Origin of the sequence: Paenibacillus sp. FSL R5-0623 (assembly GCF_037974265.1) — a bacterium.
In the GTDB taxonomy this organism is placed as follows: Bacteria; Bacillota; Bacilli; order Paenibacillales; family Paenibacillaceae; genus Paenibacillus.
Genome location: NZ_CP150233.1, coordinates 2,461,056 through 2,479,119, shown reverse-complemented (window position 1 = coordinate 2,479,119; position 18,064 = coordinate 2,461,056). Strand labels below are relative to the sequence as shown.

Here is an 18,064-nt window from a genome sequence, read left to right as displayed (position 1 = left end):
AAGCCCCCATGCGGGAGCTCTTCATCTGTAATCTTATGCGTTTTGTTTGGCCAATTTGACCATCAGGGTCGCAATCGTACGACGCTCATCTGCATCGCCGACATCCCATAACTCTTTCAATGCCCGGTTGGAATGGTTCGCCGGATCGACTTTCTCATCAAGGAAGTCGCCGATTTCATACGCAAGTTTGTTGATGGTTTCTTCACTCATCCCCATCTTCTCTGCTTGCAGTACGCGGTCACCCAGGAACTTCTTCCATGTGTCAAAACTGGAGAGCACTGTTTTTTCTGTTGACATGATAAATCCTCCTTAGATGACGCATGAGATTTAAAATCAACAGTTGTAATATGTGCTTTCGAGGCATTTTATATACGAACATTTTGAAAATAATCCGGAAGACGGCTGCTTCTCAGCAACCTTCACCTGTTTCGTTCACAGCCAATCAAGTTTTCTTGCTATTTTACGTTAACCAACCGCCATTTGGACTGATAATCTGCCCATTGATATAACCCGATTCAGGGAGGGCCAGAAAATAAACCAGTGATGAAATTTCATCAGGTTGAGCAAGTCTTCCTGCCGGAATTTCCTCTTCCAGCATCTTCAGTTCACTCTGATCCAGATGGTTCAGCATGGATGTCTGAACGGCGCCAGGAGCAACGGCATTTACGGTTACTCCGGAAGGTGCGAGTTCTTTCGCAAGTGCTTTGGTGAATGCATTCACCCCACCCTTGGTTGTGGAATACAGCACCTCACAAGAAGCACCAGACAGTCCCCAGATCGACGATACATTAATGATTCGGCCATACCTTTGAGAGATCATGTGAGGCATCATTTCCTGTGTACACATAAACGTGCCTTTGAGATTAATCGCCATCACTTCATCCCAGATCTCCTCTGTAACATCAGACAACATCCCATAGTGCGAGATTCCTGCATTGTTCACAAGGATATCTGGCATGAGATTATGCGACTCGAGCTTCTCACGCATGCGTTCAATCTGTTCCCGGCTGCGAAGATCCGCAGACACGGTCATGATTTTTCCATTCCCCTGTTCCATACACCGTCTGGCAGCTTCATTGGCTGCTTCATGCGATTTCATATAGTGTATAACAACATTCATTCCCACTCTGGCGAAGCGTTCTGCGATCGCCGCTCCAATGCCACCGCTTGCGCCAGTTACCAGTACAGTCATTTCCCCGATTGCCTTCAATTGTCCTGTTCCCCTCTCCATATCAAGGACTCACGACTAGCGATACAGCCAGTTGATCCCAGCGAATATGCTCTCTCAGTCTGAGATTTACATTTTCCAGTGTAATCGATTCATAGAGCGGGAGCATATTGAAAAAATCACCGCCACGGAATTGCTGACGTGTAAATTCATGCGCAATGTTCTCCGGAGAATTGAGCATACGCAAATATCCGCCTATTTTCTTTTTGCGTGCACGTTCAAAATCCGTAGATTCGAACCCTTTTTCTACAATGGCATCCACTTCTTCACGTATACGCGCGAGCAGTTGATCCGGGTCTTTGGTATCCCCACCAATGGCTGAAAACGCATATTGCGGTGAACTGTTATACTCATGTCCAAAGCTGTCCGAGATCAGATCTTCATCGTAAAGCTTCTGAAATAATCGTGTGCTTGAGCCAAACAAAAGATCCATCATCAGCTGTGTGGTCATATCTCGCCGTAACAATTGTTCTCCGGTAATTCCAACGTCCGTCTCCTTGAATCCAAACAGACATTTGGGCAGTGAAACAGCCAGTTTTGCTTCCCGTCTAGCTTCGCCTACCTGCACAGGCTCCGGTTCGAAGAAACGTTGAATACTCCCCTGTGGCTTATAATCCTTCTGCTCCTGGTTCGATCGAACCATATCAATAACTTCCTGCGGATCTACACCACCCACCACAAACAAGAGCATGTTACTCGGGTGATAGAAGGTGTTATAACACTCATATAACATCTCTTTGGTGATTGTACGGATGGATTCCACCGTTCCTGCAATATCGATATGCACCGGATGTTTCTGATACATGGCCTCAATCAATCCAAAATAAACACGCCAATCTGGATTATCAGCATACATGTCAATTTCCTGTCCAATAATGCCTTTTTCCTTTTCCACGTTCTGATCCGTGAAGTAAGGATTTTGCACAAAGTCGACTAATGTTTGTATATTTTCATTCACATATTCGGTCGCTGAAAACAAATAAACCGTCTGATCAAAGCTCGTAAATGCGTTAGCTGAAGCACCATGAGACGCAAATGTTGCAAAAATATCACCTGTTGGTTCTTCAAACATTTTATGCTCCAGGAAATGAGCAATCCCATCCGGGACCTTTACTTCTTCCTGTCCTTCAACCTGAAAATGATTATCCACCGATCCATACTTGGTTGCAAACGTAGCATACGTTTTCTGGAATCCCGGTTTAGGCAAAATATAGACATGCAGTCCGTTATCCATTACTTCGTAATATAGTGTCTCCTGCAAATGCTCATACCGAATGCTCTCCACCGATTATTCCTCCTTCTCGTCCCGCAAGAAATAAATCGTATCCAGACGGAATTGTTCTGCCGCCTCACGAACATCTTCCTTGCTAATATGTTCTACCTGAGCCAACAGTTCTTCAGCCGTTCTCTCTTTGCCAGACAACTGTCGATTGAAATCATAAGCGATCATCTCAAAAGCAGAATCCTGCATCTCCTTAAGCAGGTTACGGATCATTGCTTTGGTCTGGGACATTTCCAGATCACTGATTGTACCGCTTTTCATTTCTTCCAGCTGCTGCTTGATGATGGTGACAGCTTTCTCATAATTAGGGATTTCAATTCCGGATTGAATCGTGGCAATGCCCTTATGTCCGTCATATCGCGAAGAAGCGTAATACGCCAGGCTTTCTTTTTCACGAACATTAACAAACAGTTTGGAATGAGGATACCCACCGAGAATCCCGTTGTACATTAGTGCTGCGGCATACTGAGGATCTCCATAAGTGATAGATGTACGGAGTCCCATATTGAGTTTTCCCTGACTCACATTCAGTCGCTCCACAACGGTCTCAACTTCCTTATCTCCTCGAATCGCTGCCTGTGTCTGATAATCAGAGGAGGACGTTCGATCTACATTGAAATGACGCTGAACAAGGTTCTCGACCTCCTCCAGTGTCGTATCCCCTACCACGTACAGATCCATACTCGCCTGCTGCAGCCACTCCTGATAAGACGCAGTCAGTGTGTCAGGCTCAATTCCGGGCAGATCCTTTCGCTCACCCAGTGGGTGAAGACGGTACGGCTCGTTCTTGCACATTTCCTCAATACTGCGTTCAGCGGCATAGCGCATTTTATCATTCACGATGGACTCCAGCTTTTTACGAACAGTCTCTCGCTCTGCTTGTACATAAGACGTCCTGAAATGTCCATTCTCCTGTGCAGGTCGTGTAAGAACCTCTCCAAGGAAGGAAAATGAACGATCCAGTAACTGCTCATCCCCACCAACAAAGGAATCATTAATGGTATCCATTCGGAACTGTACAATCTGATAATCCCCGCGTTTATAGACATCAAAACCAAAACCTGCTCCATACAGATGCTCCAGTTGCTCACGAAATTGCGTTGTTTCCGGATAGGATTCCGTGCCGCGTCGCAGAACAAAAGGTGTCAGCGCTACTTTGGTTACTGTATCTTCCCGTAAGGGAACTCCTGCATATAGCGATATAGCAAACGTTTTGAAACGTTTAGTCGGAAGCACATGTATACGAAACTCTCTCTTGTTACCTCGTTCGAATCCTGATGTATTCAAATGTCAAAACCCCTTTACGGCGTCATTTATCATGCAATCGTATTATGCTAAACGTAACAACCATTTTAACCCATTCAAAAGGCAAGAAGCAACCGAAGTCACGCCTTCTGGTTGCTTCCAACATCATCACATACAAAAGATATGCTGTCCGATTGTTTTCACTTGCGGGCGGGTCCAGATCCATTTGGATGTTGCTGTCTTCGGGTTAAAATAATAGAGACATCCACCGGACGGATCCCATCCATTCAGGGCCTGCTCAACTGCCTTTTTGGCTTGTGCGTTTGGTTCCAGATAGATCTGTCCGTCCGCTACAGCCGTAAATGCACCTGGTTGAAAAATTACACCAGAAGGCGTACTTGGAAAACTTGGTGAATTTACGCGATTCAGAATTACTGCTGCTACTGCGACTTGACCTTCAAAGGGTTCACCCCGGGCTTCACCATATACAGCGTTAGCCATAATCTTGAGTTCATTCTCTGAGAGACCAAGGGCATTGGCAGATCCCATATTATCTTGCTCTTTATCTGCCGTATTGTTGCCGCCTCCACCCCCACCTGAGGATTCCTTGTGTAGCGGCGGCTCTGTTGGCGACCATTTGGTTGACGCATTGTACAACTTAAGCTTGGTCTCAGCTCCAACCACACCATCTACCTTCATGCCAAACTCGGATTGAAACCATTTGACGGATTTCAGCGTGCTGCTGCCAAAATTACTGTCGATTTTACCATTGTAAAATCCCAGGTACTTCAGACGTCCCTGAAGCTCATATACATCCTGACCGTAACTTCCATATTTCACTGTATTGCTGCTAAACGTAGGCAAGGCCTTCTCTTCTATCTGCGGTGTACGCTCGGCTGAACTTTCAGTTGCTGTATTCCCAGGAAGCAAATAACGAATTCCCAATGCGGATATCAGCAAAATAGCAGTGAAAAGCCATAGGTTCATTTTTCGCATCGACTGTGCTCTACCTTTCTCTTGTGGGATTAACAGAATCGCTAAGGTTATTATGACAAGCCTGCTTGTTTCCTATGCACCAAATCATCCGATCTTTGGAGTAGATGGCAAAACTTCAGTCTGCAGAGCAAGCAAAAAGCCCTCAACCAATAAGGTTGAAGGCTTAAACGATTCGTTGTATCCATGTTACATGTTACACTACGAGCTTATTTTATTCTGCTGATACTGTTCAAGTGAAACCAGTACTTCCCTTGGTTTGCTGCCCTCGTAAGGACCGATTACACCCCGGGCTTCCATGGAGTCAATTAAACGCGCTGCACGTGTGTAACCAACCCGCATACGACGTTGTAACAGGGAGACTGAAGCTTGTTTTGCCTCCAAAATAATCTGTACTGCCTTTTCGTATAAATCGTCCTGTACTTCATCTTCAGCCTGAATAGAGTCGTCCACCTCAGGTACAAGGGACTCATCATACTGTGCCTCACCTTGACCACGTACATAATTAACAATATTTTCCACTTCTTCATCACTCATAAAAGCACCTTGTACACGAACCGGTTTCGATGCACCCATTGGCATGAATAACATGTCTCCGCGACCCAACAGTTTCTCGGCCCCACCCATATCCAGAATCGTTCGGGAATCGACTTGGGAGGATACGCCGAAGGCAATCCGCGACGGAATGTTAGCCTTAATTACCCCGGTAATAACGTCAACAGATGGACGTTGTGTGGCAATAATCAGATGGATTCCGGCTGCACGAGCCATCTGGGCAAGCCGCGCAATCGCATCTTCAACATCTCCGGCTGCAACCATCATGAGATCTGCAAGCTCATCCACAATGACAACGATATAAGGCAGAACAGCCGCAGGATTATCTTTCATCAGATTATTGTAACCCTCGACATTACGCGTGCCTGATTTGGAGAACAGTTCATATCGTTTCTCCATCTCAACCACAATCTTTTTGAGAGCAAGTGACGCTCGTTTAGGATCAGTTACTACTGGCGCCATCAGATGTGGAATTCCGTTATATACGTTCAACTCAACCATCTTGGGATCGACCATCAGGAACTTCACTTCATCCGGCTTGGCTTTGTACAATATGCTGGTAATAATCCCGTTAATACACACCGATTTACCGGAACCTGTAGCACCTGCGACCAGCAAATGGGGCATACGAGCCAAGTTACCAATGATTGTCTGTCCCGAGATATCTCGGCCAAATGCAATGGTCACTTTGGATTCTGCATCCTGGAACGTAGCCGTCTCCATTACCTCACGCATCGTTACAACCGATACCTCGCCATTAGGTACTTCGATTCCTATAGCAGACTTTCCGGGAATCGGTGCTTCCATCCGTATATCCTTTGCTGCCAGAGCTAATGCGATATCGTCAGTTAGACTGACAATCCTGCTGACCTTAACACCAATATCAGGCTGAATTTCATACCTTGTAACGGCCGGGCCCCGGACCACTTCAAGCACTTTGGCGCGAACACCAAAACTCTCCAGTGTAGCTTCCAGCTTGCGTGCTGTCTGCATATAATCCTTCTGGTCACCCGCCTTGCCCCCATTGTTTGGCTTGGCAAGGAGGCGGAATGATGGCAGCTTGTACGGCTTAGGAGGTGGCGGTGGTGGTTTCACCGGTGGTGTGTCCTGCCCTTCAGGAGTTGGAGTAACTGTTCCCTGCATGGCATCGTCAGGTACTTCTTCTCCACTCTGAATGTCATCCACAGCATTCATCCCGTTTGTACCCGCATCGGATGCAGACCACTCTGTCTCTACCAGTTCATCCGTTATTTTAATGGCATGCTCGCCCTGTTGTACTACGTTCGGATCGACCAGATTATCCGGGAAAGGATAAGCATCGTCCAGATCATCTTCAATGCTTGCCTCTTCTGCTCTGACATGCTCGAAAAAGTCTCGAATGATCGGCGCTGAGTTAGGTTTAGCCTGAACAGGAACACGTGATGAACCTGATTTGTTCACTACGTCTTCGGTTGCATCCTGCCACGCCTCTAGATTGTGATCTTGTTCGGCGCGGTAAACAATCTGTTCTGTTTCTGCCGATTCGACCTCATCCATTTCACGTCCTGATATCGCCTGTTCCCGTTTAGCTCCCCATTTTCCGAAAAGTTGGAAGAATATTGGCGCTTTTCGTTTTGGCAGATGCTGTTCCTCTAATTCATCCTCATACTCGTCTTCGTCATCTTCAACAGGAACAGGCACCACTTTACGAGCGTTACCTTTCTTCCTTCCATCAGATGCTGAAGCAGAACGTGCAGAGGGCCTCGACTCCAGCTTCTTGTACATCGAACTCCCGGCATCCCAGATCTTGGTTCGGAATATTCGAATCAGATCCACATAAGATAGATTTGTAATCAGCATAAAACTGATGATAAACATGACAATCATGATGAGTCTCGCCCCAAGGCTGCCGAACAACCACAGGAAAAGAGCAAATTGCCCAGCTCCGAGATAACCACCGCTGATATCCTTGTTAAGCATGGAGTCCCTCTCCCCTGGCGCAGCAGGGGTTAGCAACTCGGTTTGCATATCATTATGTACCTGCGTAATCACAGCACCAGGCTCAAGCGCACCAACCGGAATGAGCTTCTGGTGCATTGCAGAGACAGTACTCATCAAGGTCAAGGCAAAGACCAGCAATACCAGTCCTGTTTTGCGTGTCGTCCAGCCACTCGGCCATTTCCGGTGAATCATCACCATGAGACCATAATAAATACCAACAAGTGGAATCGCAAAATAAAACTTACCAAGCATCAGTCCGAACATCTTGGAAAGCGAACGTCCAACGGTGGCTTCACCCGATAATGCTATGACAGCAAGGGTAATAAGCACAATCCCGTAAATTTCATATTTTAAAACGCCGCTAAAACCAGCGCCCTTTTTTTTCCTCTTTTTTCTTCTGGCCAAAATCAGGTCACCCCCAGAAGAATATTATACCATACAAATATAATCCGTACATATGTTCTTTTTCTGCTCAATTTGTCTGAATTCGTCGCGTTATGCTGGTCCCAAGTTACCCGAAAGCGGAATGGTCGAACCGGGCATATTAGCAGGATTCAGATAGGCTTCAAGTGGACAATCCAGCAAACGTACAATAACGGCTTCATTGTCATTAACAGGTCTCACCTGCATTAATAAACCATTCATCTTGATCTCCTTTGTATCTTCTCCCTCTTTCCACATTCCCGACCAGAGTTGTTCCGGGGGCATCACGGTATATAATGTCATTGGGTATAACCTCCCGCTTGCAGAGTCTGTCTCTTGTCTCCTATGAGCTGATTTAACTGAGCAATGGCTTGTCCAATTCCGCCTACCGCATCCATCAATCCATATTTCACTGCATCTGCGCTTCCTACAGCTGTACCGATATCCCGATTTAACTCACCGGTCTTAAACATCAGTTCTTTGAACATCTCTTCAGAGATATTCGAATGCGAAGTCACGAACCGAACAACCCGCTCCTGCATTTTCTCCATATACTCAAACGTTTGAGGTACACCAATGACAAGGCCGTTCATCCGAATCGGATGGATCGTCATCGTTGCACTTCCGGCAATCAGGGAATATGTTGAAGCTACAGCAATCGGTACTCCAATACTATGCCCGCCTCCAATGACCACAGTAACCGTAGGTTTGCTTAGAGAAGCAATCATCTCTGCAATGGCCAGACCCGCCTCTACATCTCCACCTACCGTGTTCAAAATGATCAGTATACCTTCAATACGCTGATTCTGTTCCGCAGCCACCAGCTGTGGAATGATATGCTCATACTTTGTTGTTTTATTTTGTGGCGGCAAAATCAAATGCCCTTCGACCTGTCCAATAATGGTCATACAGAAAATATTCGATTCCCCTGCAGGCGACTGTGTCTGCCCAAATTGCTGAATAGTCTCTGTCACGGGAGAGATGGCCTTTTCCTCCTGCATCGGAATCTCCGGCGCTTCAACTTCCGGTTGATTGGATCTTGACGCCTGTTTGTCATTCATACGTTCATTCATTTCAATAATCCCCTTCTCCAGAAACATTTAATGTATTTCCTTAGTATGGGGATTTTTCCAACCGCCTTATACCCGCTACATCAAATTGCTTCACATATTGACGCTAGTGCAGATCTTCCTGAAAACGCAAAAAAGCCCCTTCTCTACGAGGAACCGTCCAATATTACTCGTAGAGAAGGGGCGACTGTGTGCCTGAATATATGTTTTTGTTTAGCTTATTTTAAACTTCCATAATGATTGGCAAAATCATCGGTCTACGACGAGTTTGCTCATACAGGAAGCGTCCCAGTGCATCTTTAACATTCGTTTTGAGTGAAGCCCACTCGTTAACGTTCTCACTCATCAACTTCTGCAATGTGCTGCTAACGATCCGGTTGGCCTCATCCAGTAGTCCTTCCGATTCACGTACATACACAAATCCGCGAGATATGATGTCAGGACCGGAAACAATTTTTCCATCCTGTTTGCTCAGTGTTACCACAACAACAAGGATACCATCTTGTGACAACAATTTGCGGTCACGAAGTACAATGTTACCCACATCGCCTACACCCAAGCCGTCGATCAACACATTACCTGCAGTAACTTTACCCGCTCTACGTGCTGCTCCACCTTGAATTTCAATCACTTCACCGATATCCGTGATGAAAATGTTCTCAGGTTCTACCCCTACAGATTCAGCAAGAACCGCGTGGCGACGCTGCATACGGAATTCACCGTGAATTGGCAAGAAGAATTTCGGTTTCATCAGGTTGAGCATCAGTTTCAGCTCTTCCTGGCTACCATGACCAGATACGTGGACGCCACTGTTAGCACCGCTGTAATGCACGTTAGCACCCAGACGGAACAGTTCATCAATCGTACGGCCTACATATTTTTCATTACCTGGAACTGGTGTTGCTGCGATAATAACGGTATCACCTGGCAGGATGTCCACTTTACGGTGTGTAGAACGAGCCATACGTGTCAGTGCTGACATTGGCTCTCCTTGACTTCCTGTGCAGAGAATTACGACACGATCGGCTGCCATCTTGCCTACTTCTTCAGGTTCAATGATCATGCCATCCGGAATCTCAAGATAACCCAGTTCTGAAGCAATACCAACCACATTCACCATGCTGCGTCCGATAACTGCAACTTTACGTCCAGTCACTTCTGCTGCATTGATCACCTGTTGGATACGGTGTACGTTGGAAGCAAATGTCGCTACAACAACACGTTGACTCGCTTTACGGAAGATATCTTCCAGAACGATACCCACATTTTTCTCCGATGGTGTGAATCCAGGTTTCTCAGCGTTTGTACTGTCGGACAACAGCGCTAACACGCCATTTGTTCCGATCTGTGCCATACGCTGAAGATCTGCATATTGACCATTGACTGGAGTATGGTCGAATTTGAAGTCACCTGTGTGAACAACTGCACCTTCCGGTGTTTCGACACATACACCAACAGAATCCGGAATACTATGGTTAGTAGCGAAGAACGATGCTTTCAGAACAGATCCAAGTTGGATCTCGGAATCAGCATCAATCAGAATACGTTTTGTTTCACCCAGCAGATTCGCTTCTTTCAACTTGTTTTCTACAAGTCCAAGCGTAAGTCTTGTTCCGTATACAGGAACATTCAGATGTTTGAGAACATATGGCAGACCACCAATGTGATCCTCATGTCCGTGAGTAAGGATAATTCCTCTTACTTTATCACGGTTCTCAGTCAGGTAAGAAATGTCAGGGATGACAATATCAATACCAAGCATATCTTCTTCCGGGAATTTAAGACCAGCATCTACGACTACAATGTCGTTGGCGTATTGGATGACGTACATATTTTTACCAATCTCGCCTACGCCGCCCAAAGCAAAAATCATCAGTTTATCGTTATTATTTTTCTTAGACAAATGAATCTAAACCTCCTATGGTAGTTGGACGTCGTACCTTATTATTTATTGTAAGTTAAGAAAAGTAGTCCATACATCACATACCCACCTATCGGGATGAATGCAAAAGAACACCTTTATTCACGATATTTGGAAGAAGTTCTTCGAAGTTATTCCCTTTGACCAACAAGTTGGATTTGAAATTCCCTCTTAGCCGTTCCTTCCTTTTTCACCGCAAAGCTACACCACGAAACGATGTCGCTTTCAATTTCAAAAAAATACCGCACCCAGTCACTTGACATCATTATACATGATTAAAAACAAAAAAAACAAGTCACTCTCTCGTTAACCTGTAGGTTTCCCCTTAGCATTCGAAAAGAAACCTCACATTACTCGTAAAAAAAGAACCGCAGCCTCTACGAAGAGGAGCGGTTCTTTTGCTGATCTGAAGGATATTCCCATGATTAATAAAATAGTCCATATACAGCCAAAATGATTACAAATTAAGCAAACCTTTGATATAAACCTGCTCCTCTTCCGTTGGCGGAATAAGGGGCAACCGTACAGAACCAACGTCTAGACCACGCAATGTCAGCGCATATTTCACCGCTACCGGGTTTGGTAGAGGCTGTGGACACTCAAACAGGCCTTTGAACACTGGGAACAACTGCTGATGAATCTGAGCAGCCTCAAGAGGTGCTCCGCCATAGAAGGCGTCAATCATTTTCTTCATTTCTGCCCCTACGACATGACTGGCCACACTGACAATTCCATGTGCTCCAACCGCAATGGCTGGTAAGCCTGAAGCATCATCACCGGAATAGACTCTGAAATTCTCTGGAGCACTTGCTGCAATCAGCGTAACCTGCTCCATAGACGCACATTCCTTCGTAGCGACGATATTAGGTATCTGCGCAAGACGAAGTGTTGTCGCTGCTGACAGGCTGGTTACAGTACGCCCAGGCACGTTGTAGAGCATAATTGGCAGCTTGGTAGAGCCTGCAATCGCTTCAAAATGTTTGAACAAACCTTCTTGGCTAGGTTTGTTGTAATACGGAACAACCAACAATATGCCATCCACTCCGGCACGTTCAGCTTCCTGTGTCAAATGGATGGAATGTGCCGTGTTATTGCTTCCCGTTCCGGCTATAATTTTGCACCGACCGGCCGCATGTTTCACTGCAAATTCGAATAATTGAACTTTCTCAGTATCACTAAGTGTTGGAGACTCCCCTGTTGTTCCAGAAACCACAAGCGTCTCCGACTTTTGATCTGCAATCAGATAGTCGATTAGACGTGCCGTTTCCTCCCAATGAATCTCTCCTTGTTCATTGAACGGAGTGACCATTGCTGTAATCAATCTTCCAAAGTCCAATTCGATTCCTCCTTCAAAACAGGTTTGGCTCCTCTAACTTCAGTTATTTACAAATGAAGTTCGAATGAGGCGTGAAGTGCCCTCAGGGCCTGAACCATATCTTCTTTTTTTACGAGTACCCAGATCGTTGTATTCGAATCTGCCGATTGCAGGATCTGAATGTCTGCCAGTGTCAAGGACTCCACGATTCGAGCCATAATTCCAGGTACACCATTAATGCCTCCGCCAATGACGGACACTTTGGCACAACCGGACAGGCTTTGTGGCTTGAGACCTATCTCCTGCAATACCTGTATGGCTTTCTCGGAATCACTGTCAAAAACCGTATAGACAACTCCCGAGGGGGTAACATTAATAAAATCAACACTGATTGAATTCTCTGCCATGGTTTTGAACACTTTTAGTTGCAATCGATCTGCACCACCAGGCACATCCACCGTAATTTGCGTTACATTGCTCACGTAGGCGATGCCTGTTACATAACGGTCAACAATGCCTGTCTGCACATCCTGAAATCCTTCCGGATGCGTAACCAGCGTTCCTTCCGTGTCTGCAAAAGTAGATCTTACCCGCACTGGAATTTGGGATTGCATCGCAATCTCAACCGCACGTGGATGGATTACCTTGGCCCCGTGGTGGGCCATGTTACAGATCTCTGCATAACTCACAACAGTCAGTGGACGTGCATCCTCAACAATTCGCGGATCAGCGGTAAGTATCCCGTTCACATCTGTGTAGATATCCACCATTTCAGCACGTAATGCTGCACCGAGAGCTGTAGCAGACGTATCACTTCCCCCACGACCCAGTGTCGTGAAGTCTCCGTTCTCTGTCTGCCCCTGGAATCCGGTTACAACAACGACACGGCCGAGCTGAAGCTGCTCCAACACACGAACAGGACGGACATCCAATATCCGGGCATTCCCGAAATTGTCGTCCGTCACAAAACCTGCTTGTGCGCCGGTCAGCACTGTAGTTGGAATGCCTTCATGTTCGAGTAAACTGCTCAACGTTGTCGCCGATATGATTTCACCACAGCACAGCAGTAAATCCTTTTCGCGTGCGGATAGTGCGTTTCCGTTCTGTGCAGCCCAGTCCAGCAATGTATCAGTCGCATATGGCTCGCCGCGGCGGCCCATCGCAGACACAACGATGACCAGACTCAATCCTGCTTCAAGTTCACGTTTAACGTGACGGAGCACATGCTCTCTCGCCTGAACAGTGGAGAGAGACGTGCCTCCGAATTTCTGTACCATGATACGCATCTTTATTCCTCCATTTGTGTACGCAAGAAGACTGGACACGGGTCAAATCAACAAATGGATCACTCTAGGGAGCGTTCTGATGCGATAATTTCAGCATTTTATACGAGGTCATGACGCATACATTCACAATAGACCTCTCCCGCTTGCTTAACCTGTACTGCCCGCAAGCAGGAATGCCTTATATACAGGAACGTGGACATAGTAGCTGTTCAATCCAGCATATCGTCCCCCATGATTTTCTTTGTCTCTCGAACCCCTTCATTTCTCCAAGCGCATAAACGTTGTCACCGAATCATTGTTCCATCAAGCCTGTGAAGAACGCTCCACAATCATCGGCTGCAACTGTTTGCCCTCAAGAGCACTCCAGCAAGCCTCTGGAATCAATTCCATTTTGGCGACTAACGAGTTTGGTTTTTTCATTGGATCGTCCTGCCCAAATGGCACAAAATACAAATATTTGGCCACGAGCAATTTGGCGATATTCGCAGCATTCAAGCCCAGACCGTCATTCGTGGAAATCGCGAGCACAAGCGGACGCTGATTGCGCATCTGTGCTTTGGCGGCCATTAGCACTGGACTGTCGGTCATCGCATTAGCCAGCTTGCTTGTTGTATTCCCTGTGCATGGAGCAATCACCAGCACATCAAGCAGCTTGGAAGGCCCTAATGGCTCCGCTTCAACAATTGTAGAAATGATATCATTACCTGTTATATCTTTCAACTGTTTTTGCCAATTTTGCGCCGTACCAAAGCGTGTATCCGTCGTCAGAACCGAATTCGAAATAATCGGAATGACGTTGGCACCTTCAGCTACGAAGCGGCTAATTACCGGCATAACCTCTTCAAACGTACAATGAGAACCCGTAATTGCATAACCTACCGTTTTTCCCTGCCAGTTCATGATTTAACCTCCCGTGCGTTCTGTTCTTCCAAAAGCAAACGGATCAACGCGTCGGCAATAATGCCGCCAGCCGTTTTGGGAGCAACAATGCCGGGGAGGCCAGGCGCAAGTAGCGCTTTGATACCGCGTTTGTCAGCATACCTGAAATCACAGCCGCCAGGAGCGGATGCGAGGTCGATAATGACAGCCTTTTGCGGCATTCTGGACAGGATTTGTGCTGTGATTATCATAGTCGGTATCGTATTAAAAAGCAAGTCAACTTCCCCGGTTTGAGCGGCCAAATCCGTTGTCATGAAAGGCTTCCAGCCCATTATTGTAGCGCGGGCAGCATCCTCTTCCCGCCTGATTCCCACCCGTACATTTGCTCCAAGTCCCTGCAATGTTTTGGCCATTGTGAATCCTGTTCGACCAATGCCAAGCACAATGCATTCCGAACCATGGATTGTGAAGTCCGTCTCCCGAATAGCTATGGCGATGGCTCCCTCAGCTGTTGGAATAGAGTTGTAAAGTGCAATATCATCACGATCAAGTACTTCAACAAGTCGCAGCCCATTTTCAAGACAAAGTTCGCGCAGGAACGGCTTTGCCATACCTGTGAACACAATACAATGCTCTGGTAATGCTGCAATATGTTCCTTTTTCAAATAGATCGGTGTGTCACTGAATGAAGTACTTACTTTTCCCTGGTCATCGCAACCGACGACAGGCAGTACCAGTACATCTGCAGAAGCAAACACTTCATCCTCCAGTTCCTGGTGCTCGATCCCTGGAATGGAACGCTCTATTTTATCGAAACCCACCACACTTACCGTTGCATCCAGCTCAGCGCACTTTTGAATGACTTCAAGCTGCCGCGCATCTCCGCCCAGGACTACAATCCGGACTCCGGTCAGCATCGGGACGTCACTCCTTTCACCACATGTATGCCTTATCGTATGCAGGGGCCCACAGGGGGGTGAAAACAATAATTGCATTCCACCGTCCGTTTCTCGAATGTAAAAAAGAGCCGCCCCTGTCAGGGACGACTCTAAAGAATAGGTATATTTTCGCTGCTTATTTCCCGGTGTGGCCAAATCCGCCTTCGCCACGTACCGTTTCAGAAAGTTCATTCACTTCCGTCAATTCAACCACAGGTACGGTCTGGAAGACGATCTGTGCGATGCGCTCTCCCCGTACAATCGTGAACGGTTCCTGACCCAGATTAATCAACAGCACTTTAACTTCTCCGCGATAATCTGCATCAATGGTCCCCGGTGTGTTGAGGCAGGTAATACCATGTTTGAAAGCCAGTCCGCTCCGAGGACGGATCTGTGCTTCCAATCCAGCTGGCATTGCCATCGCAAGTCCGGTAGGAATCAGCGTACGCTGACCCGGCTGCAATACAATATCTTCCTGAAGTGCAGCTACTACATCAAAGCCGGATGCCAGCTCCGACATTTTTTGAGGCAGTTTAATATCTTCATTGCCCGGCAGTTTCTGTATTTGAACGTAATGCAACAAAATCATCCCTTCTTAATCCAGCGATCGTCTTATCTGAAGCGCCAACCATAGCAAGTGCAAAAGGCTCAGCAAACATCAGATCAAGTACCGCGTTAATATCGTCCATGGTAACTTGCTCAATTTTGGTGATCATCTCATCCAGCGTATGGTGTCTGCCCAGCATCAGCTCGTTTTTACCCAGACGATTCATGCGACTACCTGTGCTTTCCAAGCTCAGAATCAAGCTGCCTTTCAGCTGTTCTTTTCCTTTACGAAGTTCATCTTCGGACAAGCCGTTTACAGCCAGGTCGCGCAGAACCTCTTTGGTCAGATCGAGCACTTCTTTGGTCTGTTTTGGTGCTGTACCTGCATATATCGTGAAAAGTCCGCTGTCTGCATGAGAGCTATGATAGGAATACACGGAGTACGCAAGACCCCGTTTCTCACGAATTTCCTGGAACAGTCTGGAGCTCATGCCTCCACCAATGGCGTTATTCAGAACAACCATAGCGAATTGCAGCGGATCTCCGATTTTACAGCCCGGGAACGAAATACAGATATGATTCTGTTCCGTTTTCTTTTTATGAAAGAGCTGTCCGCTTTGGAAGGCTGGCATCGTGACTGCTTCTGTTACTCCATTTACATCAAAAGCACCAAAATGCTTCTCCATCAAATCGATTACACTGTCATCAATATTACCCGCGATACTAATGACTGTGTTCTCAATCGTGTAGTGCTCCTTCATATATGCACGCAGATGACTGGAATCCATCGCTTTGAGACGTTCTTCCGTACCCAGGATTGGGTATGCGAGTGGATGCTCACCATAGGCGGCCAAGGCCATCAGATCATGAACCATATCATCAGGCGTATCTTCATACATCGAGATTTCTTCCAGAATGACGTTTTTCTCCTTGATCAATTCACCATCATCCATTTTGGAGCGGAAAAACATATCAGACAATACATCAACCGCAATCGGCAAATGTTCATCCAACACTTTAGCATAATAACACGTGTATTCTTTGGAAGTGAACGCATTCACGTTACCGCCAATCGCATCGAACTGCTCCGCAATCGCCTTGGCATCATAACGATCTGTTCCTTTGAACAACATGTGTTCAATAAAATGTGATACTCCGTTACTTGCAGGTTGCTCATTGCGCGAACCTGTCTTGACCCATATTCCGAAAGACACAGAACGGCAGGTCGGTATCTGTTCCATGACAACTCTGAGGCCATTGCCCAGCTGAATTTTTTTCATGGTTGGCCCTCCTACATCTCTATAATTGCCTTGATCTCAACCTTGAAATTGAAATCGACATTTGGTTCCAACTTTTTGATATTAACAAAAAAACAACGTTCACTCAACCGCAGAGGTATCTACACGTTCCGAAGAGAGCGTCTCACTTACTGTTCCGAGCACCAGACCTTTGGCCCGTATGGATTGAATCATGCCCTTTAAAGCTCCCGAAGAAGCAGCTGTAGGGTGCATTAGAATTAACGTGCCTGCCTCGGTATTTTTTGCGATTTTAGCAACAACGGCATCCGGGCTTGGCTTACGCCAATCCACAGTATCTACTGTCCATAACACGGTTTGCAGTCCCATGGATGAAGCAATGTCAACGGTCTTCTGATTAAAGTCACCGGAAGGCGGAGCAAACCAACGATTCTCTACACCCAGTGTTTTATGGAGCAGATCCTGGGTTTTGCTAATTTCCAGCTTGGCCCGTTCTGCGCTCAATCGACTCATATTAGGGTGAGAATACGCATGATTGGACATCTCATGTCCACGCTTCTGAATTTCTTTGGCCAGTTCAACGTTTTTGCTTAACCAACTTCCATCCAGAAAAAAAGTAGCCTTTACTTTCTCGGCATCGAGTGTATCCAGCATCGGTTTAATGTATTCGTTCCCCCAGGCAACATTAATCATAAAAGAAACCATCGGTTTGTTTGCATTTCCCCGATAGATCGGATGTGCACCCAAATCTTTAAGCTGAATCTCCGGCTCAATCTGACGGTAGACATACGCTATTTTGGTATTCAACGTTCCACTCAGCGCCTTACGATATGTCGCTTCCACATCAATCTCCATGCCATTATAACCAGGAATTGCTTTCCATACCCGATCCACTCTGGCATTCACCGGAGCAATTTTCGTTTCAGCCGCTTTATCCCGAATCGCAGACAACAGCGCATCTTCTCCAGTTGCTTCCTTAAACATGTCAAAAGCATTTTGCGTACCTGGCCCATCACGGATCTCCGTAATGTATGTACGTACACTGCCAACTTGTCCGATCAATATGACCGCAGTCACACCCGCCAGAACAGCCGCCAGCTTTTTGGATTGGTTTCCCACAGCTCCATCCTCCCGCCGTCTTTGTCCC

General features: G+C 46.5%; 16 protein-coding genes. All 16 read right to left on the bottom strand.

Annotation, left to right across the window (positions count from 1 at the left end; genetic code table 11):
* Nucleotides 1-33 precede the first annotated feature (33 nt).
* Nucleotides 34-297: a DUF3243 domain-containing protein gene (locus tag MKY92_RS11375; protein WP_076208865.1), complete on the bottom strand. Its 264-nt coding sequence runs from the start codon at nucleotides 295-297 to the stop codon at nucleotides 34-36.
* 163 nt (nucleotides 298-460) lie between these two features.
* A complete protein-coding gene (gene fabG, locus MKY92_RS11370; protein WP_150367656.1) occupies nucleotides 461-1,231 on the bottom strand; it encodes a 3-oxoacyl-ACP reductase FabG in 771 nt (256 codons plus the stop codon).
* A 1-nt stretch (nucleotide 1,232) separates the two neighbouring features.
* Complete coding sequence (locus tag MKY92_RS11365) at nucleotides 1,233-2,513, bottom strand: pitrilysin family protein (RefSeq protein ID WP_339300730.1); 1,281 nt, start codon at nucleotides 2,511-2,513, stop codon at nucleotides 1,233-1,235.
* A gap of 3 nt (nucleotides 2,514-2,516) precedes the next feature.
* Nucleotides 2,517-3,797 carry a pitrilysin family protein gene (locus tag MKY92_RS11360; protein WP_339300729.1) on the bottom strand — a complete coding sequence of 427 codons (1,281 nt, stop codon included), beginning with the start codon at nucleotides 3,795-3,797 and terminating at the stop codon, nucleotides 2,517-2,519.
* A 126-nt stretch (nucleotides 3,798-3,923) separates the two neighbouring features.
* Nucleotides 3,924-4,751 carry a spore cortex-lytic enzyme gene (sleB, locus tag MKY92_RS11355; RefSeq protein ID WP_339300727.1) on the bottom strand — a complete coding sequence of 276 codons (828 nt, stop codon included), beginning with the start codon at nucleotides 4,749-4,751 and terminating at the stop codon, nucleotides 3,924-3,926.
* A gap of 198 nt (nucleotides 4,752-4,949) precedes the next feature.
* Nucleotides 4,950-7,688, bottom strand: a complete 2,739-nt coding sequence (locus MKY92_RS11350; protein WP_339300725.1) for a DNA translocase FtsK — start codon at nucleotides 7,686-7,688, stop codon at nucleotides 4,950-4,952.
* 90 nt (nucleotides 7,689-7,778) lie between these two features.
* Entirely contained in the window at nucleotides 7,779-8,009 is a 231-nt protein-coding gene (locus tag MKY92_RS11345; protein WP_339300723.1) for a YlzJ-like family protein, read from the bottom strand.
* Entirely contained in the window at nucleotides 8,006-8,707 is a 702-nt protein-coding gene (locus tag MKY92_RS11340; protein WP_339301764.1) for an ATP-dependent Clp protease proteolytic subunit, read from the bottom strand. The genes MKY92_RS11345 and MKY92_RS11340 overlap by 4 nt, the downstream gene beginning before the upstream one ends.
* A gap of 292 nt (nucleotides 8,708-8,999) precedes the next feature.
* A complete protein-coding gene (locus MKY92_RS11335; RefSeq protein ID WP_076208870.1) occupies nucleotides 9,000-10,679 on the bottom strand; it encodes a ribonuclease J in 1,680 nt (559 codons plus the stop codon).
* A 475-nt stretch (nucleotides 10,680-11,154) separates the two neighbouring features.
* Nucleotides 11,155-12,033, bottom strand: coding sequence for a 4-hydroxy-tetrahydrodipicolinate synthase (dapA, locus tag MKY92_RS11330; protein WP_221824148.1), 879 nt, complete (start codon nucleotides 12,031-12,033; stop codon nucleotides 11,155-11,157).
* A 47-nt stretch (nucleotides 12,034-12,080) separates the two neighbouring features.
* A complete protein-coding gene (gene dapG, locus MKY92_RS11325) occupies nucleotides 12,081-13,298 on the bottom strand; it encodes an aspartate kinase (RefSeq protein ID WP_017689129.1) in 1,218 nt (405 codons plus the stop codon).
* 303 nt (nucleotides 13,299-13,601) lie between these two features.
* On the bottom strand, nucleotides 13,602-14,198 hold the full coding sequence (locus tag MKY92_RS11320) for a dipicolinate synthase subunit B (protein WP_076208872.1): 597 nt from the start codon (nucleotides 14,196-14,198) through the stop codon (nucleotides 13,602-13,604).
* On the bottom strand, nucleotides 14,195-15,094 hold the full coding sequence (gene dpsA, locus MKY92_RS11315) for a dipicolinate synthase subunit DpsA (RefSeq protein ID WP_076208873.1): 900 nt from the start codon (nucleotides 15,092-15,094) through the stop codon (nucleotides 14,195-14,197). Before dpsA ends, MKY92_RS11320 begins: the two co-directional genes overlap by 4 nt.
* Nucleotides 15,095-15,251: 157 nt before the next feature.
* Nucleotides 15,252-15,698, bottom strand: coding sequence for a dUTP diphosphatase (gene dut / locus MKY92_RS11310; RefSeq protein ID WP_339300721.1), 447 nt, complete (start codon nucleotides 15,696-15,698; stop codon nucleotides 15,252-15,254).
* Nucleotides 15,658-16,941: a pitrilysin family protein gene (locus MKY92_RS11305; RefSeq protein WP_062833834.1), complete on the bottom strand. Its 1,284-nt coding sequence runs from the start codon at nucleotides 16,939-16,941 to the stop codon at nucleotides 15,658-15,660. The genes dut and MKY92_RS11305 overlap by 41 nt, the downstream gene beginning before the upstream one ends.
* Nucleotides 16,942-17,040: 99 nt before the next feature.
* Nucleotides 17,041-18,036 (bottom strand): polysaccharide deacetylase family protein, encoded by a 996-nt coding sequence (locus MKY92_RS11300; RefSeq protein WP_339300719.1) that lies wholly within the window; start codon nucleotides 18,034-18,036, stop codon nucleotides 17,041-17,043.
* Between the last annotated feature and the right edge of the window lie 28 nt (nucleotides 18,037-18,064).